Genomic DNA, 16,556 nt, shown 5'->3' on the forward strand with positions numbered 1-16,556 from the left:
CTGCGTGAATTCAAAGGCTGCCAGCGCTTTGTGCTGCCAGCCTTTTTTGCTTTGTAGCCTGCGCAGGGCGGCCGGCCTTGCTTTCATAATTCGCACATGAGAAAACCGCCCGCGCCCGCTCCTGCGCTGAGCCAAGCCGATCAAGCCCTGCACGGGCCTGTGCATGCCCCGGCGCGCCAGCGCGGCTTTGTCTTCTGGGCCATCTGGGTGAATATCGCCACCTACGCGATCTATCCTACGGCCAACTGGCTGGCCAGCCTGCGCGATCATCGCTATGACTTCATCACGCGCTGGGACGCGATGATTCCGCTGGTGCCGGAATTCATCTTTGTCTATTTCTCGTTTTTCCCGTTTCTGGCCCTGCCGTTCTGGCTGGTGGGCCAGCCCGATACGGCGGCGCTGGGCAAGCGCCAGGTGCTGGCCACGCTGATCTGCGGCCTGGTCTTTGTGCTGTTTCCGGCGAATCTGGCCTTCGACCGCGTGATCCCCGAGGTGGAGCCCTATCGCAGCATTTTCTCGACCATGTTCTTTGTGGACCAGCCGCACAATCTGCTGCCCTCGCTGCACATCGTCTACACGGCGCTGACCTGTCTGGCCATCTGCCAGGCGCAATGGCCGCACGGCCGCCGTGTGCTGTGCGTGCTCATGGTGCTGTGGAGTGTGGCCATCTGCGCCTCCACCATGCTGGTGCACCAGCACCATGTGCTGGATGTGGTCACGGCGTTGCTGTTGACAGCCGTTCTCTGTGTGCTGATTCGCCCGGCCGATGTGCCGCCGCAGCCGCCGCGCATCTGAATTTTCGGGGCTGGCCCGGTCCATTGCGAATCCTGCGTCAGTGATCGCTTGCATGCAGGACTGCGGCGCTGTGCATGCGCCCTGTGCAGGCTTCGTGAAGCACGCGGCTGGCTAGCCGGTTTTACGAAGGCTGTGTAGCCGGGTCCGCACAAAACATGCAAACAGACTGGTGATGCTGCAGGGAAGCTGCGCATTATTGGTGAAATCCCTAGGATGCGGTTTTGAACAAAAGGACCGGGCCGAAGACGCCGCACGACAAGTGCGGCCAAGAGCCTGGAGATATGCATGCAGTGGCTGAAAACCAAAACCATTGAACAGGCGCTGGCCGATTCGGACGAGCCGGGCCGTCAACTTCAACGCAGCCTGGGCGCGTTCGACCTGATGATTCTCGGCGTGGCCGTGGCCGTCGGTGCCGGCATTTTCTCGGTCGGCGCGCGCGCGGCGGGCAGCTTTGCCGGGCCGGCCGTGATCTTTTCCTTCATCCTGGCGGCTGCCACCTGCGCGCTGGCCACCATGTGCTATGCGGAGTTCGCCTCCAGCGTCCCGGTCACGGGCAGCGCCTATACCTACACCTATCTGACGCTGGGTGAGGGCGTGGCCTGGATCATCGGCTGGAATCTGCTGCTGGAGATGATTGCCGCCGGCGCGGTGATCGCCAAGTACTGGGGCATCTACCTGTCCACGGTGTTTGCCACGGCAGGCGTGGATATTCCCAGCACCCTGCATCTGGGAGCCATCAGCCTGGAGTGGGGGCCGTTCTTCATCGTGACGGTATTCACCGGGCTGCTGATCCTGGGCACGCAGGAGTCGGCCCGGGTCAACAATGTGTTCACCCTGATCAAGATCGCCATCACCCTGTTCGTGATCGTGGTGGGCTTCACCTATATGGACCTGAAGAACTTCACGCCCTTTGTGCCGCCGGCCCAGCCGCCCATGGCAGGGCATGGCGTGACCGCCGATGTCTGGGGCCAGCCCATGCTGGCTTGGCTGTTCGGCGCCCGCCCCAGTCAGTACGGCTGGCTGGGCGTGATCTCGGGCGCATCGCTGGTGTTCTTTGCCTTCATCGGCTTCGACGTGGTCGCCACCTCGGCCGAGGAAGTCAGGGATCCGCAGAAAACGCTGCCGCGCGGCATCTTCGGCGGCCTGGCGCTGGTGACCCTGCTCTACATCCTGGTCACGCTGGCGCTGACCGGCATGGTGCCCTATACCGAGCTGGCCAAGGCCGAGAATCCCTCGCTGGCCACGGCCTTCATCAGCGTGGGCGCCAACTGGGCCGCCCAGGTGATCGCCGTGGGCGTGCTGCTGGGTCTGACCACCGTGGTCATGGTGCTGCTCATGGGCTCGGCCCGGATCCTGATGGCGCTGTCGCGCGACGGCCTGCTGCCGCGCAGCTGGAGCGTGACCTCGGCCAGGCGCAAGACGCCGGTACGCCTGCAACTGATGGTGGGTGCCGTCGTCGCAGTCCTGGCGGGCTTCACCAAGGTAGAGTTGCTGGAGGAGATGATCAACATCGGCACGCTGTCGGCCTTTGTGCTGGTCAGCATCGGCGTGCTGCTGCTGCGCAAGAAGCGCCCCGACGCCGGCACCGGCTACCGCGTGCCCTGGGTGCCGGTGCTGCCTGTGCTCTCGGCCCTGCTGTGCTTTTATCTGATGCTGAATCTGACCACGCTGACCTGGCTGCGCTTTCTGGGCTGGATGGCGCTGGGTGCGGTGATCTATATGGCCTATGGCATGCGCCATTCACGCCTGGCCCAGGCGGATAAAAAGTGAGCTTATAGCGATTGATATTTATAGATTTCAATATGTTTTGTATCTGAAATCGTTTGATATCAATCGTGAGAAGCTATCAAAACAAAAGCCCTGCACGGAACGCCCTGCAGGGCTTTTGCATTGGTTAGAGTGCTGGGCATGAGTACCGAACCCACCCAGACCACGCCGACCCGCTCCCCCACCCAGCCCGCCGAAGACGGCCAGCAGCGCTGCCGCTGGTGTCTGGCCACGCCGGGCTACGTGCACTATCACGACCGCGAATGGGGATTCCCGGTGGACAGCGATCAGCGCCTGTTCGAGAAGCTCTGCCTGGAAGGCTTCCAGTCCGGCCTGAGCTGGCTGACCATTCTCAACAAGCGCGAGAACTTCCGGGCCGCCTTTGCAGGTTTCGATTTCCGGCGCGTCGCGCAGTTCGGCGAGGCCGATGTGCAGCGCCTTCTGCAGGACGCGGGCATTGTGCGCCACCGTGGCAAGATCGAGGCCGCGATCAACAACGCCCAGAGGGCCATCGAAATGGTCCAGGCCGAAGGCTCGCTGGCCGCGTTCTTCTGGCGCTATCAGCCGGCTGTGCCCTCGACGGGCACGACCATTCAGGCCCAGACGCCGGAGTCGCAAACCCTGTCCAAGGAGCTCAAGAAGCGCGGCTGGAAGTTTGTCGGGCCGACCACCATGTATGCGCTGATGCAGGCCATGGGCATGGTCAATGACCATGCGCCGGGCTGCATCACCAGAGCCGAAGTGGAGCGCGCCAGAGCCGCTTTCCAGCGGCCCTGAGGAAAGGTTGGTGCGCTGCCCGGGTGCGGCCACTGTCTGCCGCAAAAACAAAAAGCCCTGCAGACATGGGCTGCAGGGCCTGGCGGGCGTGCGGGGATTTACAGTGTCTTGAAGACTTCGCGTGCCGCTTCAATGGTGCGGTCGATGTCTTCGTCGCTGTGTGCCGCGCTGACAAAGCCTGCCTCGTACAGCGCCGGAGCAAAGTAATGGCCGCGCTCCAGCATGCCATGATAGAACTTGTTGAAGACCTTGCCGTCGGTCTTCATGACCTGGGCGTAGTGCGTGGGCAGCTCGGGCAGGAAATAGAAGCCGAACAGCCCGCCTTGCCAGTCCACGCTGAAGGGAATGCCAGCGGCATTGGCTTCGGCCTTCAGGCCTTGCATCAGGTGGCCGGTCTTGAGGTGCAGCTCAGCGTGGAAGCCGGGGCGGCTGATCAGCTCCAGCGTCTTCAGGCCGCAGGCCGTGGCAATCGGGTTGCCCGACAGCGTGCCGGCCTGGTAGACGGGGCCCAGTGGCGAGAGCTTTTCCATGATCTCGCGGCGTGCTCCGAAGGCCGCCATCGGCATGCCGCCGCCGATGACCTTGCCCATCACGGTGATGTCGGGCGCAAAGCCTTCGATCTCCTTGGCATACAGGCTTTGTGCGCTGCCCAGAGCCACACGGAAACCGGTCATGACTTCGTCATAGATCAGCAGCGCGCCATGTTCGCGGGTCAGCTCGGAGATGCGGCGGGTGAAGGCCACCGAGGCGCGCACAAAGTTCATATTGCCGGCAATCGGCTCCATGATGACGCAGGCGATGTCGCCGCCCATCTTGGCAAAGGCCTCTTCGAGCTGGGCGATGTCGTTGTACTCCAGCACGATGGTGTCCTTGGCCACATCGGCAGGCACACCGGCCGAGGACGAGGCGCCGAAGGTGGCCAGACCCGAGCCGGCCTTGACCAGCAGCGAATCCGCATGGCCGTGGTAGCAGCCGTTGAACTTGATGATCTTGTTGCGGCCGGTGTAGCCGCGCGCCAGGCGCAGCGCACTCATGCCGGCTTCGGTGCCGGAGCTGACCAGACGCACCATGTCCATGCTGGGCACGAGGGCGCGAATCTTCTCGGCCAGCACCACTTCGCGCTCGGTGGGGGCGCCGAAGCTGAAGCCTTCGAGGACTGCGGCCTGCACGGCCTCAACCACTTCGGGGTGGCCGTGGCCCAGGATCATGGGGCCCCAGCTGCCGATGTAGTCGGTGAACTGCTGATCGTTCTGGTCCCAGAAATAAGCGCCTTGTGCACGCTTCACGAAACGGGGAGTGCCGCCCACGGCGGCAAACGCGCGCACGGGCGAGTTCACGCCGCCGGGGATCACGCCCTTGGCGCGCTCGAACAGTGCAGTATTCAGATCAGTGTTTTGTGTCATGGGAAGGAATCACAAAGCCTTCAATCGGCTTGGAGTCGGGTTCGTCATCGGTGGAGTCTTCGGCCTGCTCGTCTTTAGACTCCTCGTCCTCGGTGGGCTGTGCCCAGAAAAGACGATCCGGCAGATAGTGGCCCATGCCGGGGCGAAAGCCTGCATCCAGGCTGTGGTCCAGGTATTCCAGCGCCTCCAGGGTCGCAGCGCCCAGGTCGTTGCCGGTGGCCAGCAGGGCCGTGATCGCTGCGGACAGCGTATCACCGGCGCCTGTGAACGTGGCATCAAACATCTCGTACTTGCTGTTGCCCAGTACGGACTGGGCCGTAGTCAGCACGTTGTCCACGAACTGGTCGGGCAGAGGGATGCCGGTGACCAGCACATAAGGCACTTCCAGTGCCTCGGCGGCCATGGCAATGTCGCGCGCCGTGGGCGCACGGCTGTTTTCCCAGTCCGGCAGCAGCCAGCGCCACAGCGTGTTGTGGTTTCCAACCAACACCGAGGTTTGAGGCAGGACAAGCTCCTTGAACGCGTCGAGGTACTGATCCTGCTTGTCGTCCTCCCACCAGGAGAGGTCCGGCATGTAGCTGATGATGGGAATGTCGGGGTAGTCCGATGAGATCGTGGCGATGGCCGCCAGATTGGCTGGGCTGCCCACGAAGCCGACCTTGATGGCGGTGACGGCAATGTCCTCCAGCACCGTGCGCGCCTGCTCGGTCACCGCGTCATCGTCGAGTGCAAAGTGCTCGTAGATGCGCGCCGTGTCTCTGGCGTAGGCACCGCAGGCCACCGGCAGCGCATGACCGCCGATGGAGGAGATGGTGGCGATGTCGGCCGAGAGTCCGCTGGCTCCGCTGGGGTCACTGCTGTTGAAGGAAAGCACGCAGACAGGAGCGGATTCTGTCGCTTCTTCCTGGCGGGTGCGGCGAGGGGGGGAGGAGGAGATGGGGTTCAATGCCATGGCGCACCCCAGTTTGCACCCGGGAATGCAAGGGTGGGAGCCGGGGTTGTGACTAGATACAATCGTTGCATTCTATGTGAAGCCCCTTTAAGCTGTGACTGACCCTAAAACCTGGATGTGTTTGACCTGTGGCTGGCTTTATGACGAAGCCCAAGGCTGCCCCGAACATGGAATTGCTCCGAACACCCGCTGGGAAGATGTGCCCATGAACTGGACATGCCCGGAATGCGGTGCGCGCAAGGAAGACTTTGAAATGGTGGAAATCTGAGTGCCAGAGACACTCGATTCCATGGACGACCGAATTGGGAGGGATTTCACCGTGACAGCACCTGCTGCGCCTTTGCGCGTTCTGGTCGTGGATGACAGCAATACCATCCGCCGCAGCGCTGAAATTTTCCTCAAGCAAGGTGGTTACGAGGTTCTCCTGGCCGATGACGGCTTCGATGCCTTGTCCAAGGTCAACGACTACCAGCCGCAACTCATCTTCTGCGACATTCTGATGCCCAAGCTCGACGGCTATCAGACCTGCGCCATCATCAAGCGCAATGCGCGTTTTGCCAATACGCCCGTCGTGATGCTGTCATCCAAGGACGGTGTATTCGACAAGGCCCGTGGCCGCATGGTGGGCTGTCAGGACTATCTGACCAAACCATTCACCAAAGATCAATTGCTGCAAGCCGTACAACAGTTCGCGCTGCAAGCTGCAGATGTGGGAGCTGCATGATGACAATTCAAAAAGTTCTGGTCGTTGACGATTCCAAGACGGAGCTGATGGCTCTGAGCGATATCCTGCAAAAGCAGGGCCTGCAGGTGCGCACTGCGGAAAACGGCGAGGAAGCCATGAAGCGTCTGGCCGAGGACAAGCCCGACCTGATCCTGATGGACGTGGTCATGCCCGGACAGAACGGCTTTCAGCTGACGCGCGCCATCTCGCGCGATCCCCTGTATGCCGATGTGCCCATCATCATGTGCACCAGCAAGAATCAGGAAACCGACCGGGTCTGGGGCATGCGTCAGGGCGCACGTGGCTATATCACCAAGCCCGTGGATGCAGCCGAGCTGCAAGCCAAGATCGCCGCTCTATAACGAGCTGCGCTGCTTATGGCGAACCGTGAAGCCCTCCGAGATCTTCAATCCCGTCTGGCCGGGCGCCTGCAGGCAGCACGCAGCGAAGGCGTCAGCGTGGCTGCCTGGCTGGCAGTGCAGGCTGGCGGACGGGACTATTTGCTGCCGCTGAACCAGGCGGGAGAGATCTTCCCCTGGACCGGCGTTCAGCCCGTCCCTTACACACAGGCCTGGTTTCTGGGCATCGCCAATCTGCGCGGTTCCCTGATGGGCGTTGTGGACCTGGCTCAGCTGCTCGGTCATGGCAACGCCCGCAATGAGCAGGAACTGATGGATTGCAGCCTCCTGGCCTTCAATCCAGCTCTGGAGGTCAATGCTGCCCTGCTGGCCGATCGTCTGCTGGGCTTGCGTGCCGCAGACGCGTTTTCCAGGTCCGAGCCCACGCCTGAGCATTCCCCGAGTTTCTTTGGAGCCGTCCATATCGATGCGAGCGGCCGCCGCTGGCAGGAGCTGAAATTGCAGCCCCTGTCTCAAACCGCCAAATTTTTGAGCATTCGTGCTTGAGGTTCCTGGATACAGCGCTATGTCCTTTGCACAGAAAATAAATCAGTTGTTCCGACGCAAGCCCATCGCGGCAGCCGCCAGTGGTGATAGCAGCATGATGGGAGACACGGTCGTACAGGATCTGTATGACGGCTCGCTCAACAGCGTGCAGGGGGCACCTTCCGTCTTTGGCGTCGAGGAGACGGCCCGTGCGGATGAGCTGGTGAGCCTGCCCATTCTCGGCACGGCCACGACCGCCAAGCACCAGCGCACCCTGTTCACCCTGCTGGGTGGCTCGGTGCTGGTGCTGGTGGTGCTGTCGGCCTGGATGCTGCGCGAAGCCAACAACTCCAACCAGCAGCTGGCGGCTACCGGTCAGGCGCTGATGCAGTCGCAGCGCCTGGCCAAGTCGGTCTCCATCGCCATGACGGGGGCCGCTCCCGCGTTTGCCGACGTCAAGGACAGCGCCGGCGTTCTGGCGCGCAATGTGCGAGCGCTGGCTGCCGGCGATTCCGACCTGGGCGTGAATGCTCTGGGCGGCGGCTTGCAGGACGAGCTCAGCTCCATCAGCACCCTGATGGAGCGCGCGGAAAAGAGTGCGGGGCTGATTCTCGGGCAGCAAAAGACGCTGACCCAGGTGGGCGACGCGCTGCGCACCATCAACCGTCAGTCCTCCGATCTGCTGGAAACCGCTGAAACCATTTCCTCGCTGAAGCTGCAGCAAGGCGCTGGCTCGGCCGAGATCTCTGCTGCCGGCCAGCTGGTGATGCTGACCCAGCGGATCGCCAAGTCTGCCAATGAATTCCAGACCCTGGAGGGCGTGAGCCCCGAGGCTGTGTTCCTGCTCGGCAAGGACTTGAACTCCTTCAAGGAAATCTCCGAAGGCCTGCTCAACGGCAGCGCCGAAATGCGGCTGTCGGCGGCACGCGATCCCCAGGTGCGTGAACAGCTCGAGACGCTGATCAAGCAGTACGACGATACGCGCACTCAGGCCAGCGCCATTCTGGGCAATCTGCAAGGTCTGGTGTCGGCCCGTGAAGCGCAGGGCAGCATCAACAACGACAGCGAACCGCTGCGTCAGCAGCTGGAGCAGCTGCAGACGGCTCTGCAGGGACTGGGTGGAGCCAGCATGCTGCAGCTGGCGCTGCTGGCCGTGGCCATTCTGGCCGCGGTTCTGAGTGGTATCGGCATCTCGCGCGTGCAGCTGCTGGACAGCCGTGCGCGTCAGCAGGAAGCCGAGCGCCATCAGGTCGATGCCCGTTTGCAGGAGCAGGAAGCCAAGCGCATCAACGACGCCAACCAGGCGGCGATTCTGCGTTTGATGAACGAGTTGCAATCGGTGGCCGAAGGCGACCTGACGCAGGAAGCCACCGTGACCGAGGACATTACCGGCGCGATCGCCGACTCGGTGAACTACACGGTGGAAGAGCTGCGCGCTCTGGTGGGTTCGGTGCAGAACACCGTGACCCGAGTGGCACAGACCACCGAGCAGGTGGACGTCACCTCGACCGAGCTGCTGGCAGCATCGAACGAGCAGCTGCATGAAATTCGCGAAACCGGCAAGTCGATTCTGGACATGGCCGGCCGTATCAACAACGTCTCTGCCCAGGCGCAGGAATCAGCCCAGGTGGCCCGGCAGTCGCTGCAGGCTGCGGATTCGGGTCTCAAGGCCGTGCAGAACGCCATCGGCGGCATGAACTCCATCCGCGATCAGATTCAGGACACTTCCAAGCGAATCAAGCGCCTTGGCGAATCGTCCCAGGAGATCGGTGAAATTACCGAACTGATTTCGGACATTACCGAGCAGACCAACGTGCTGGCGCTGAACGCCGCCATTCAGGCTGCGTCCGCCGGTGAAGCCGGTCGAGGCTTCTCGGTGGTGGCCGAAGAAGTGCAGCGTCTGGCGGAGCGCTCTGCTGACGCCACCCGACAGATTGCCGCGCTGGTGAAGGCGATTCAGACCGATACCCAGGATGCCGTGGCCGCCATGGAGCGTTCTACCCAGGGTGTGGTCGAAGGAGCCCGTCTGTCCGACTCTGCGGGTACCGCACTGTCTGAAATCGACAGCGTGTCGCGCCGACTGGCCGAGCTGATCGAGCAGATTTCCAACTCCACTTCGCGTGAAGCCAATATGGCCAACGGCGTGGCGGAAAACATTCAGCACATTTTTGCCGTGACCGAGCAAACCGGCGAGGGCACCCGCACCACTGCGCAGCAGGTGCGCGAGCTCTCCCATATGGCTGAAGAGCTGCGTCAGTCCGTTTCCCGATTCAAGATTGCCTGATTTGACTGGCTCTTTCTCTCATAAAAATGCACGACCCTTGAGGGTTAAGGAACTAGAGCATGTCAGTGGTTGACGACTCGCCAATACGTGCAGCCATGTCTGCAACTGCAGAGCAGGATCTGGGCCCGCTGGCCTGGGTGCTCGATGAAGTGCGCAAGTCGCTGGAGGCAGCGTCCAAGGCGGTGAACCGTTTCATGCGCGATGCGGATGCAGCCCGTTTGTCTGATCTTGAAGAGTTGGATACATCGGCGCTGCGCATTGCGCGCCAGCAGCTGCACCAGGCCTGCGGCGCCCTGGAGATGGTGGGCGTCACCGCTCCGGCGCAGGTGATGCGCAGCATGGAAGCAGCGGTCAACCGCTTCGTACAGCGCCCCGAATACTGCACGCAGGAAGCGGCGACCACGCTGGAGCGTACGCACTTTGCGCTGATGGAATTCCTGGAGGCCGTGCTGGCCGGTCAGCAGGTCTCAGCCGTAGCCTTGTTCCCCCAGTACCGCGAGACCCAGGTGCTGGCCGGCAACGACAAGGCACACCCGGCAGACCTGTGGCCCGCGGAGCGCCGTGCGCGCGAGCCCCGCTGGACCGGAACCATGCCCGAGCCGCTGGCCTATGGCCCGCATGCACGTGCCATGCTGGACGGCGTGGTGCTGCGTATGGTCAAGAGCGACGACCGGGAGGCGGCTGCGCAGATGTGCGAGCTCTGCCGGCGCTTTGCGGCCGCTCAGCCCGAAGATGTGGCGGCGCGCAGTTTCTGGAAGATTGCAGCGGCCTTCTTTGACGGCCAGGCACGCGGACTCATTACCGCCGACATCTACGTCAAGCGCATGGCTTCGCGCGTGCTCATGCAGTACGCCAGCATGGCCAAGGGCGACAGTCTGCCGCCCGCCCGCCTGCTGCAGGATCTGATGTTCTTCTGCGCGCAGGCCAAGCCCCGCGAGCAGGCCGGCGAAAGCCTGAAGGCCGTGCTTGAGGCCTATGCCATGGAGCACATGCCGGTGGTGGACTACCACGTGGCGCGCTATGGGCGTTTCGATCCCTCGGTGCTGGTGCAGGCGCGCAAGCGCATTGCGGCCGCCGCCGAAACCTGGTCAGCGGTCGCCGGCGGCGACCGCAGCAAGATCCGGTCCATGGCCGAGCAGTTCGGGCTGGTGTCCGAGTCGCTGGTCAAGTTGCAGCCTGTCAGTCACGGTCTGGCGCGCGCGCTGATTCGTGTCGCCGAGACGGTGGAGCGCATCGGCGAGCCGCCACCGGCCGAGCTGGCCATGGAGGTGGCGACCGCAGTGCTGTATCTGCAGGCCAGCTTCATGACCGCCGGGCATGACGACGAAATACAGGCCGCCCAGTCCAGCGTGCTGGTCCAGCGTCTGGATGCGGCGTTGCATGGCGCGCAGTCCGAGCCGCTGGAAATCTGGATGGAGGAGCTCTACCGTCAGGCCAGTGACCAGCAGACCATGGGATCGGTGGTTGGCGAGCTGCGCATCACCCTGGGCGAGGCAGAGAAGCAGCTGGATCTGTTCTTTCGCAACCCCTCCGATACCTCGGTGCTGGCTTCGGTGCCGGGCCAGATGGCGCAGATGCGCGGCGTGCTGTCGGTGCTGGGCTTCGAGCAGGCCGCGACCGCCATGCAGCGCATGCGTGACACCGTCGAGCATCTGATGCTCGGCGAGGTGGCGGTCGAGAATCAGCCCCAGATCTTCGAGAAGCTGGGCAGCAGTCTGGGTGCCATGGGCTTTCTCATCGACATGCTCAGCTACCAGCGCAATATGGCGCGCAAGCTGTTTGTCTATGACGAGGAAAAGGACGAGCTTCGCATCGTCATGGGTCACAGCCGCAGTCGCGGCCCCGAAGCCTTCCGTCCTACCGTGGATATTCCCATGGATGGCGTCTCGTCCGCGCAGCCTCCGGCTGCTGCGGCGGCGCTGACGCCAGCCCTGGCCCCGGCAGTCGAGCCCTCGGTCGCGGCCCCTCCGCCGCCTGACGAAGCGTGGCCGGTTTTTGGTACGGTGGCCCAGACACAGCCCTTGCAGGCCAAGCCCGGCGATTGCCCGGTTTTTGGTACTGTGGCGGAGACAAAGCCGTTGCAAGCCAGCGAGGGGTATTGGCAGGTTTCTGATGCCGAGGGGCAGGCACAGCCGTTGCATGCTAGGCACGGCGATGACGAAGATACCCCGCCATGGGCCGCAACCGAGCCAGGTGCCTTGCCTGACTTCGAGGCAGGGCCTGCACCTGTTGCTGCCGAGCCGGCGGTTGCAGGCTCCGATGCCCTGGCCGATGCCATGGCTCAGGTATTCGCGGACATGCAATCGGGCAGGCCGGCAGCGGATGACGCCGCCATCGCCTCCCAAGCAGGCCAGGCTCCGGCCATCCCGAGCAGCGCGGCAGTTGCTGCGACGCAGCCCCTGTCTGCTGCTGCCGAACTGAGCGCCGAAGAGCTGGATGGTGATGATGAGTTGCTGTCCATCTTCCTGGAGGAAGCCCGTGAAGTCGTGGATAACGGCTTGCAAGCCCTGCAGGCTCTGGCCGATGAGCCCGGCAACCTGAGCGAGCAGACCACACTGCGCCGCGCGTTTCACACGCTCAAGGGCAGCTCGCGCATGGTGGGGCTGGATGAGTTTGGCGAAGCCGGCTGGGCCATGGAGCAGATGCTTAATGCCTGGTTGGCAGAGCAGCGGCCCATGCCGCAGGCCATGCAGCAGTTGGCTCAGGATGCCCTGAAAGCCTTTGCCGCCTGGGCCCAGGATATCGAGAACCAGCAGGCGCAGAACTGGTCGGCAACGGCCTTCCGAGCGGCCGCCGACGCTATGCGTCTGGAGGGCGAGCGTGCCGACGTGGCCCTGGTTCCACGTCGCTCCGAGCGCGCGCAGCACATGGAGCCGGTATGGGATGTGCCCGAGGCGCAAGCCGCTGCAGCGCACGAGCCAGTGCCGGAGCTGCCCCCTGCGCTGGCCGCCGAGCTGGAATGGCCGCAGGAGTTCGAGGCTGTGGCTGCAGAGCCCGGCTCCGATGCCCGGATTGCCCAGAGCGAGCCCGCATTTGCCATGCCGGAACTGGACTTCTCCCTGGAGGAGCTGTCTTCCGTACCAGGGCAGGAGCCTGTTCCTGAACCTGAGGTGGCAACGGCAGACTTCGCCTTGCCGCAGCTGGATATTCCCGACGATCTGCTGCAGCAGTTGGCGGCACCGGAGCTGCTCGAAGCATCCGCGCTGCCCACACTGGAGTCGGAAGCCGAGCCTGCGCCAGAGCAGACCGAAGACACGGCTGCCGATGCTGTGGCGGAGGCTCAGTCCTTGCCAGAGCAAGGCAGCAGTGCGGACGAGCTGGAGGAGCTGGACTTCGCCGCCTTCGAAGCGGCCATGCGCGAAAGCGAACAGGCCGCCATTGCCGTGCAGACCGCTATGGAGGCGGATACGGCCACCGTGGAAACAGCGTCTGTTGAGATGGGCCCCACTGAGACGGCCTCCGCAGATGTGGCTTCCGTGGAGACGGCCGCCGAGGACGCGGTGGCCGAGTTGCCGTCCGCAGAGGCAGTGCTGGAGCTGGAGGCGATTGAGGCCTTGCTGGATGGCGTGCCCGAGCCAGTCATGGCCGAAGAGCCGGTTCGGGCAGCAGAGCCCGAAGTCCCTGTGACGGAGCCGCTGCCTGAGCAGACAGCCGAGCTGGATGACGGCTATCGCAATATTGACGGCCTGCGTATCAGCGCAGCGCTGTACAACGTCTATCTCAATGAAGCGGACGACTGGTCCGAGCGTCTGGGCGAGGTGTTGCAGCAGTGGCTGCAGGAGCCCGGCGAAGCCGTTCCCGACGATGCGATCGCGCTGGCGCATTCGCTGGCAGGCAGCTCCGGCACCGTGGGCTTCAAGGCCTTGTCGGAGCTGGCGCGTTTGCTCGAGCATGCACTGCTGCATCTGCAGCCTCAGGGCTACGCCAGCGCGCTGCAGATTCAGCAATGCCTGAGCGCGTCCGATGAGGTACGCCGTCTGCTGCATCAGTTTGCGGCGGGCTTTCTCAAGGACGCCTTGCCCGCCGTCGAAGAGGCACTGCGCGAAATTCTGGACACCCCCATCGATGCCAGCGCCCTGGGCGAGCCGGTCGATCTCGAGTCGGTCGATCTGGCCGGACTGGACGAGGCCGGGTGGCCCGAGGTGCAGGCGCTGCAGCAGCCCGCCGACCCCAAGGATTTGCCACTGGACTTTGCTGCCGAGCTGTCTGAGGAAGCGGCTTTGCCCCCGCTTTCCGATGCTTCTGATGTGGAGCCCGTCGAGGAAGCCGTGGATGCAGCGGCTGCCGACACCTTGCTGGATGTGCCGCCGCTTCCAGCGCAGCAGCCGCCATATTCGATGGTGCCTGCCGGAGGCAGCGTGGAGCATGAGGCCGAGCTGCAGCGCCGCATCGATGAAGCCATCGCGCTGGCGGTGCATGCCGGCGATGACGAAGACGACATCGATGTGCTCGATCAGGTCGATCCCGACCTGTTCCCCATCTTCGAAGAAGAAGCCATTGACCTGTTGCCCAAGCTCGGCGCTTCACTGCGCCGCTGGCATGGTCGCCCGGCGCTGGATGAAGCCCGCAACGAAGTCCTGCGTGCCCTGCACACCATCAAGGGCAGCGCCCGCCTGGCGGGTGCCATGCGCATGGGCGAAATGGCCCACCGCCTGGAATCGGCGGTGGAACGCATTGACCAGGAGCGTCCCGCTGCCGACGCGATAGAGCCGCTGCTGAGCAGTTTCGACGCTTTGCAGGCCAGCTTTGATGTGCTGCGCATGGCCGGCGAGCAGGAGCCCGAGCAGCCGTTGGCGCAGCTGGACGACCATCTGGCACAGGCAGCGCTGCATCTGGGTGCGGCAGAGACCGAGGCGACGCCGACTGCGACGGCTGCCGAGGCCGGCGAGAAGAGCGCCGCAGAGATCGTGCAGGCGATTCAGCTGCCGGCGCCGGTGGTGCCGCGCGCCGCCTCGCAGCAGACCGTGCGCGTGCGTGCACAGCTGCTGGACCGCCTGATTTCCCAGACCGGCGAAGTGTTGATTGCGCGCTCGCGTGTCGATGCGCGCCTGTCGCAGGCCCGCTCGGCGCTTCATGATCTGACGGGCAACCTGGAGCGTCTGCGCACGCAGCTGCGCGACATCGAGGTGCAGGCCGAAAGCCAGATGCAGTCGCGTCTGGCCCTGTCCAAGGACACGGCTGCCGGCTTTGATCCGCTGGAGTTCGACCGCTTCACGCGCGTGCAGGAGCTCACGCGCATGATGGCTGAGTCGGTCAACGACGTGGCCACGGTGCAGCGCAATCTGCAGCGGGATCTGGCGGCAGCCGAAGACGATCTGGTGGCCCAGGGCCGGCAGGCGCGCGATCTGCAGCGCGATCTGCTGCGCACGCGCATGGTGGAGTTCGACTCCTTTGCCGAGCGACTGTATGCCGTGGTGCGCCAGACCTCCAAGGAGATGGGCAAGCAGGTGCGCCTGAACATTCTGGGCGGCACCATCGAAATGGACCGCGGCATGCTGGAGCGCATGATGCCGGCCTTCGAGCATCTGCTGCGCAACTGCGTGGCCCACGGCATTGAATTGCCCGAGCAGCGCGAGGCGCTGGGCAAGCCGGCTGTCGGCACCATCGAGATCGTGCTGAGCCAGGAGCGCAACGACGTGGCGCTGTCGGTGGAAGATGACGGTGCCGGCCTGGACCTGGAGCGGATTCGCAGCAAGGCCATCAGCCTCAAGCTGTGGACTGAAGAGCGCCCCATGACGCTGGAAGATGCGGCGCGCCTGATCTTCGAGCCGGGCTTCACCACGGCCACCGAGGTGACGGGTGTTGCCGGTCGCGGCATCGGCATGGATGTGGTGCGCTCCGAGGTCAACGCCCTGGGCGGTCGTATCGAGACCCATACCGAACCCGGCAGGGGCAGCGCCTTCCGTCTGGTGCTGCCGCTGACCACGGCAGTGACCCAGGTGGTGATGCTGCGCATGGGTGCCGTGTCCATGGGCGTGCCCGCCAATCTGGTGGAAATCGTGCGCCGCGTGCCCGTCGATGTGCTGGAGGAAAGCTACCGCCGGCAGGAGTTCCAGGACGGCAGCGAAGTCATGTCTTTCTACTGGGCCGGTGCGCTGTGGCAGACCTCGCTGCGCAGCGAGGAAAACCTCGGCCGCACGCGCCCCGTGGTGATCGTGCGCAGTGCCTCGCAGCGCGTGGCGCTGCATGTGGACGAAGTGCTGGGCAACCAGGAAGTGGTGATCAAGAACCTGGGCCCGCAGCTGTCGCGCCTTCCGGGCCTGACCGGCATGTCCGTGCTGCCCTCGGGTGCTGTCGTGCAGATCTACAACCCGGTGGCGCTGGCCAACGTCCATGGCGAGCATGTGCGCGCCATGCTGGCCAGGGCCGAGCAGGCGGCAGCCGAGGGCGGCCAGCAGGCCGAGGCCGGCGGCTTCGATCTGCTGGGCGCCGATGCCGCGCAGACCACGGTGCCGCTGGTGCTGGTGGTGGATGACTCCATCACCGTGCGCCGCGTCACCCAGCGTCTGCTGCAGCGCGAAGGCTACCGCGTCACGCTGGCAGCCGACGGCCTGCAAGCCATGGAGCGTCTGCAGGACGAGCGCCCGACCCTGGTGCTGTCGGACATCGAAATGCCGCGCATGGACGGCTTCGATCTGCTGCGCAATATCCGCGCCGATCAGACGCTGGAAGGCCTGCCCGTGGTCATGATCACTTCACGCATTGCCCAGAAGCACCGTGAAATGGCCCGTGATCTGGGCGCCAACCACTATCTGGGCAAGCCCTATTCCGATGAGGAACTGTTGGGCCTGATCCGGCATTACGCGCTGCAGCGCAGCGGCCCTGCACCCGAGCGCAGCCCGCTTGGCGGGCCTGCCGAGGAGCCAGGAGTGGTGGTCGAATAAGCGTTGCTCCTGATAGGGAAGAGGCTTGCGCCAGTCAGTATTGCATTTCAGGTTGATATCAATCTGAAATGTAGGAGGGACATGCG

At 63.9% G+C, this 16,556-nt stretch carries 11 protein-coding genes; 9 read left to right on the forward strand and 2 right to left on the reverse strand.

The genetic code is table 11. The annotated features are described in order from the left end of the window. Positions 1 to 96: 96 nt before the first annotated feature. The 3 genes from F3J24_RS08255 (at position 97) to F3J24_RS08265 (ending at position 3,339) form a co-directional block, all read left to right on the forward strand. Positions 97 to 795: a phosphatase PAP2 family protein gene (locus tag F3J24_RS08255; protein ID WP_167004565.1), complete on the forward strand. Its 699-nt coding sequence runs from the start codon at positions 97 to 99 to the stop codon at positions 793 to 795. 285 nt (positions 796 to 1,080) lie between these two features. Further along, positions 1,081 to 2,565 (forward strand): amino acid permease, encoded by a 1,485-nt coding sequence (locus tag F3J24_RS08260; protein ID WP_167004568.1) that lies wholly within the window; start codon positions 1,081 to 1,083, stop codon positions 2,563 to 2,565. 138 nt (positions 2,566 to 2,703) lie between these two features. Then, complete coding sequence (locus F3J24_RS08265) at positions 2,704 to 3,339, forward strand: DNA-3-methyladenine glycosylase I (RefSeq protein WP_167004571.1); 636 nt, start codon at positions 2,704 to 2,706, stop codon at positions 3,337 to 3,339. Between the two features lie 98 nt (positions 3,340 to 3,437). Here the strand turns inward: F3J24_RS08265 and hemL are convergent, their stop codons facing one another. Continuing rightward, a complete protein-coding gene (hemL, locus tag F3J24_RS08270; RefSeq protein ID WP_167004574.1) occupies positions 3,438 to 4,742 on the reverse strand; it encodes a glutamate-1-semialdehyde 2,1-aminomutase in 1,305 nt (434 codons plus the stop codon). Further along, positions 4,726 to 5,694, reverse strand: coding sequence for a bifunctional hydroxymethylpyrimidine kinase/phosphomethylpyrimidine kinase (locus F3J24_RS08275; RefSeq protein WP_167004577.1), 969 nt, complete (start codon positions 5,692 to 5,694; stop codon positions 4,726 to 4,728). The genes hemL and F3J24_RS08275 overlap by 17 nt, the downstream gene beginning before the upstream one ends. Positions 5,695 to 5,809: 115 nt before the next feature. Between F3J24_RS08275 and F3J24_RS08280 the strand changes: the two genes are divergently transcribed. Genes F3J24_RS08280 through F3J24_RS08305 form a run of 6 tightly spaced genes read left to right on the forward strand, consistent with a single transcriptional unit; the run spans position 5,810 to position 16,470 of the window. Next, entirely contained in the window at positions 5,810 to 5,962 is a 153-nt protein-coding gene (locus tag F3J24_RS08280; RefSeq protein WP_034399566.1) for a rubredoxin, read from the forward strand. A gap of 21 nt (positions 5,963 to 5,983) precedes the next feature. Next, entirely contained in the window at positions 5,984 to 6,418 is a 435-nt protein-coding gene (locus F3J24_RS08285; RefSeq protein WP_167004580.1) for a PleD family two-component system response regulator, read from the forward strand. Then, the gene (locus F3J24_RS08290) at positions 6,418 to 6,780 is read left to right on the forward strand and encodes a PleD family two-component system response regulator (RefSeq protein WP_003051510.1); all 363 of its coding nucleotides are present in this window, start codon (positions 6,418 to 6,420) and stop codon (positions 6,778 to 6,780) included. The genes F3J24_RS08285 and F3J24_RS08290 overlap by 1 nt, the downstream gene beginning before the upstream one ends. A 15-nt stretch (positions 6,781 to 6,795) precedes the next feature. Continuing rightward, the gene (locus tag F3J24_RS08295) at positions 6,796 to 7,323 is read left to right on the forward strand and encodes a chemotaxis protein CheW (RefSeq protein ID WP_167004583.1); all 528 of its coding nucleotides are present in this window, start codon (positions 6,796 to 6,798) and stop codon (positions 7,321 to 7,323) included. Between the two features lie 19 nt (positions 7,324 to 7,342). Next, the gene (locus F3J24_RS08300; RefSeq protein WP_167004586.1) at positions 7,343 to 9,586 is read left to right on the forward strand and encodes a methyl-accepting chemotaxis protein; all 2,244 of its coding nucleotides are present in this window, start codon (positions 7,343 to 7,345) and stop codon (positions 9,584 to 9,586) included. A 59-nt stretch (positions 9,587 to 9,645) separates the two neighbouring features. Further along, on the forward strand, positions 9,646 to 16,470 hold the full coding sequence (locus F3J24_RS08305; RefSeq protein ID WP_167004588.1) for an Hpt domain-containing protein: 6,825 nt from the start codon (positions 9,646 to 9,648) through the stop codon (positions 16,468 to 16,470). Positions 16,471 to 16,556 lie beyond the last annotated feature (86 nt).

Origin of the sequence: Comamonas sp. Tr-654 (genome assembly GCF_011752915.1) — a bacterium.
In the GTDB taxonomy this organism is placed as follows: domain Bacteria; phylum Pseudomonadota; class Gammaproteobacteria; order Burkholderiales; family Burkholderiaceae_C; genus Comamonas.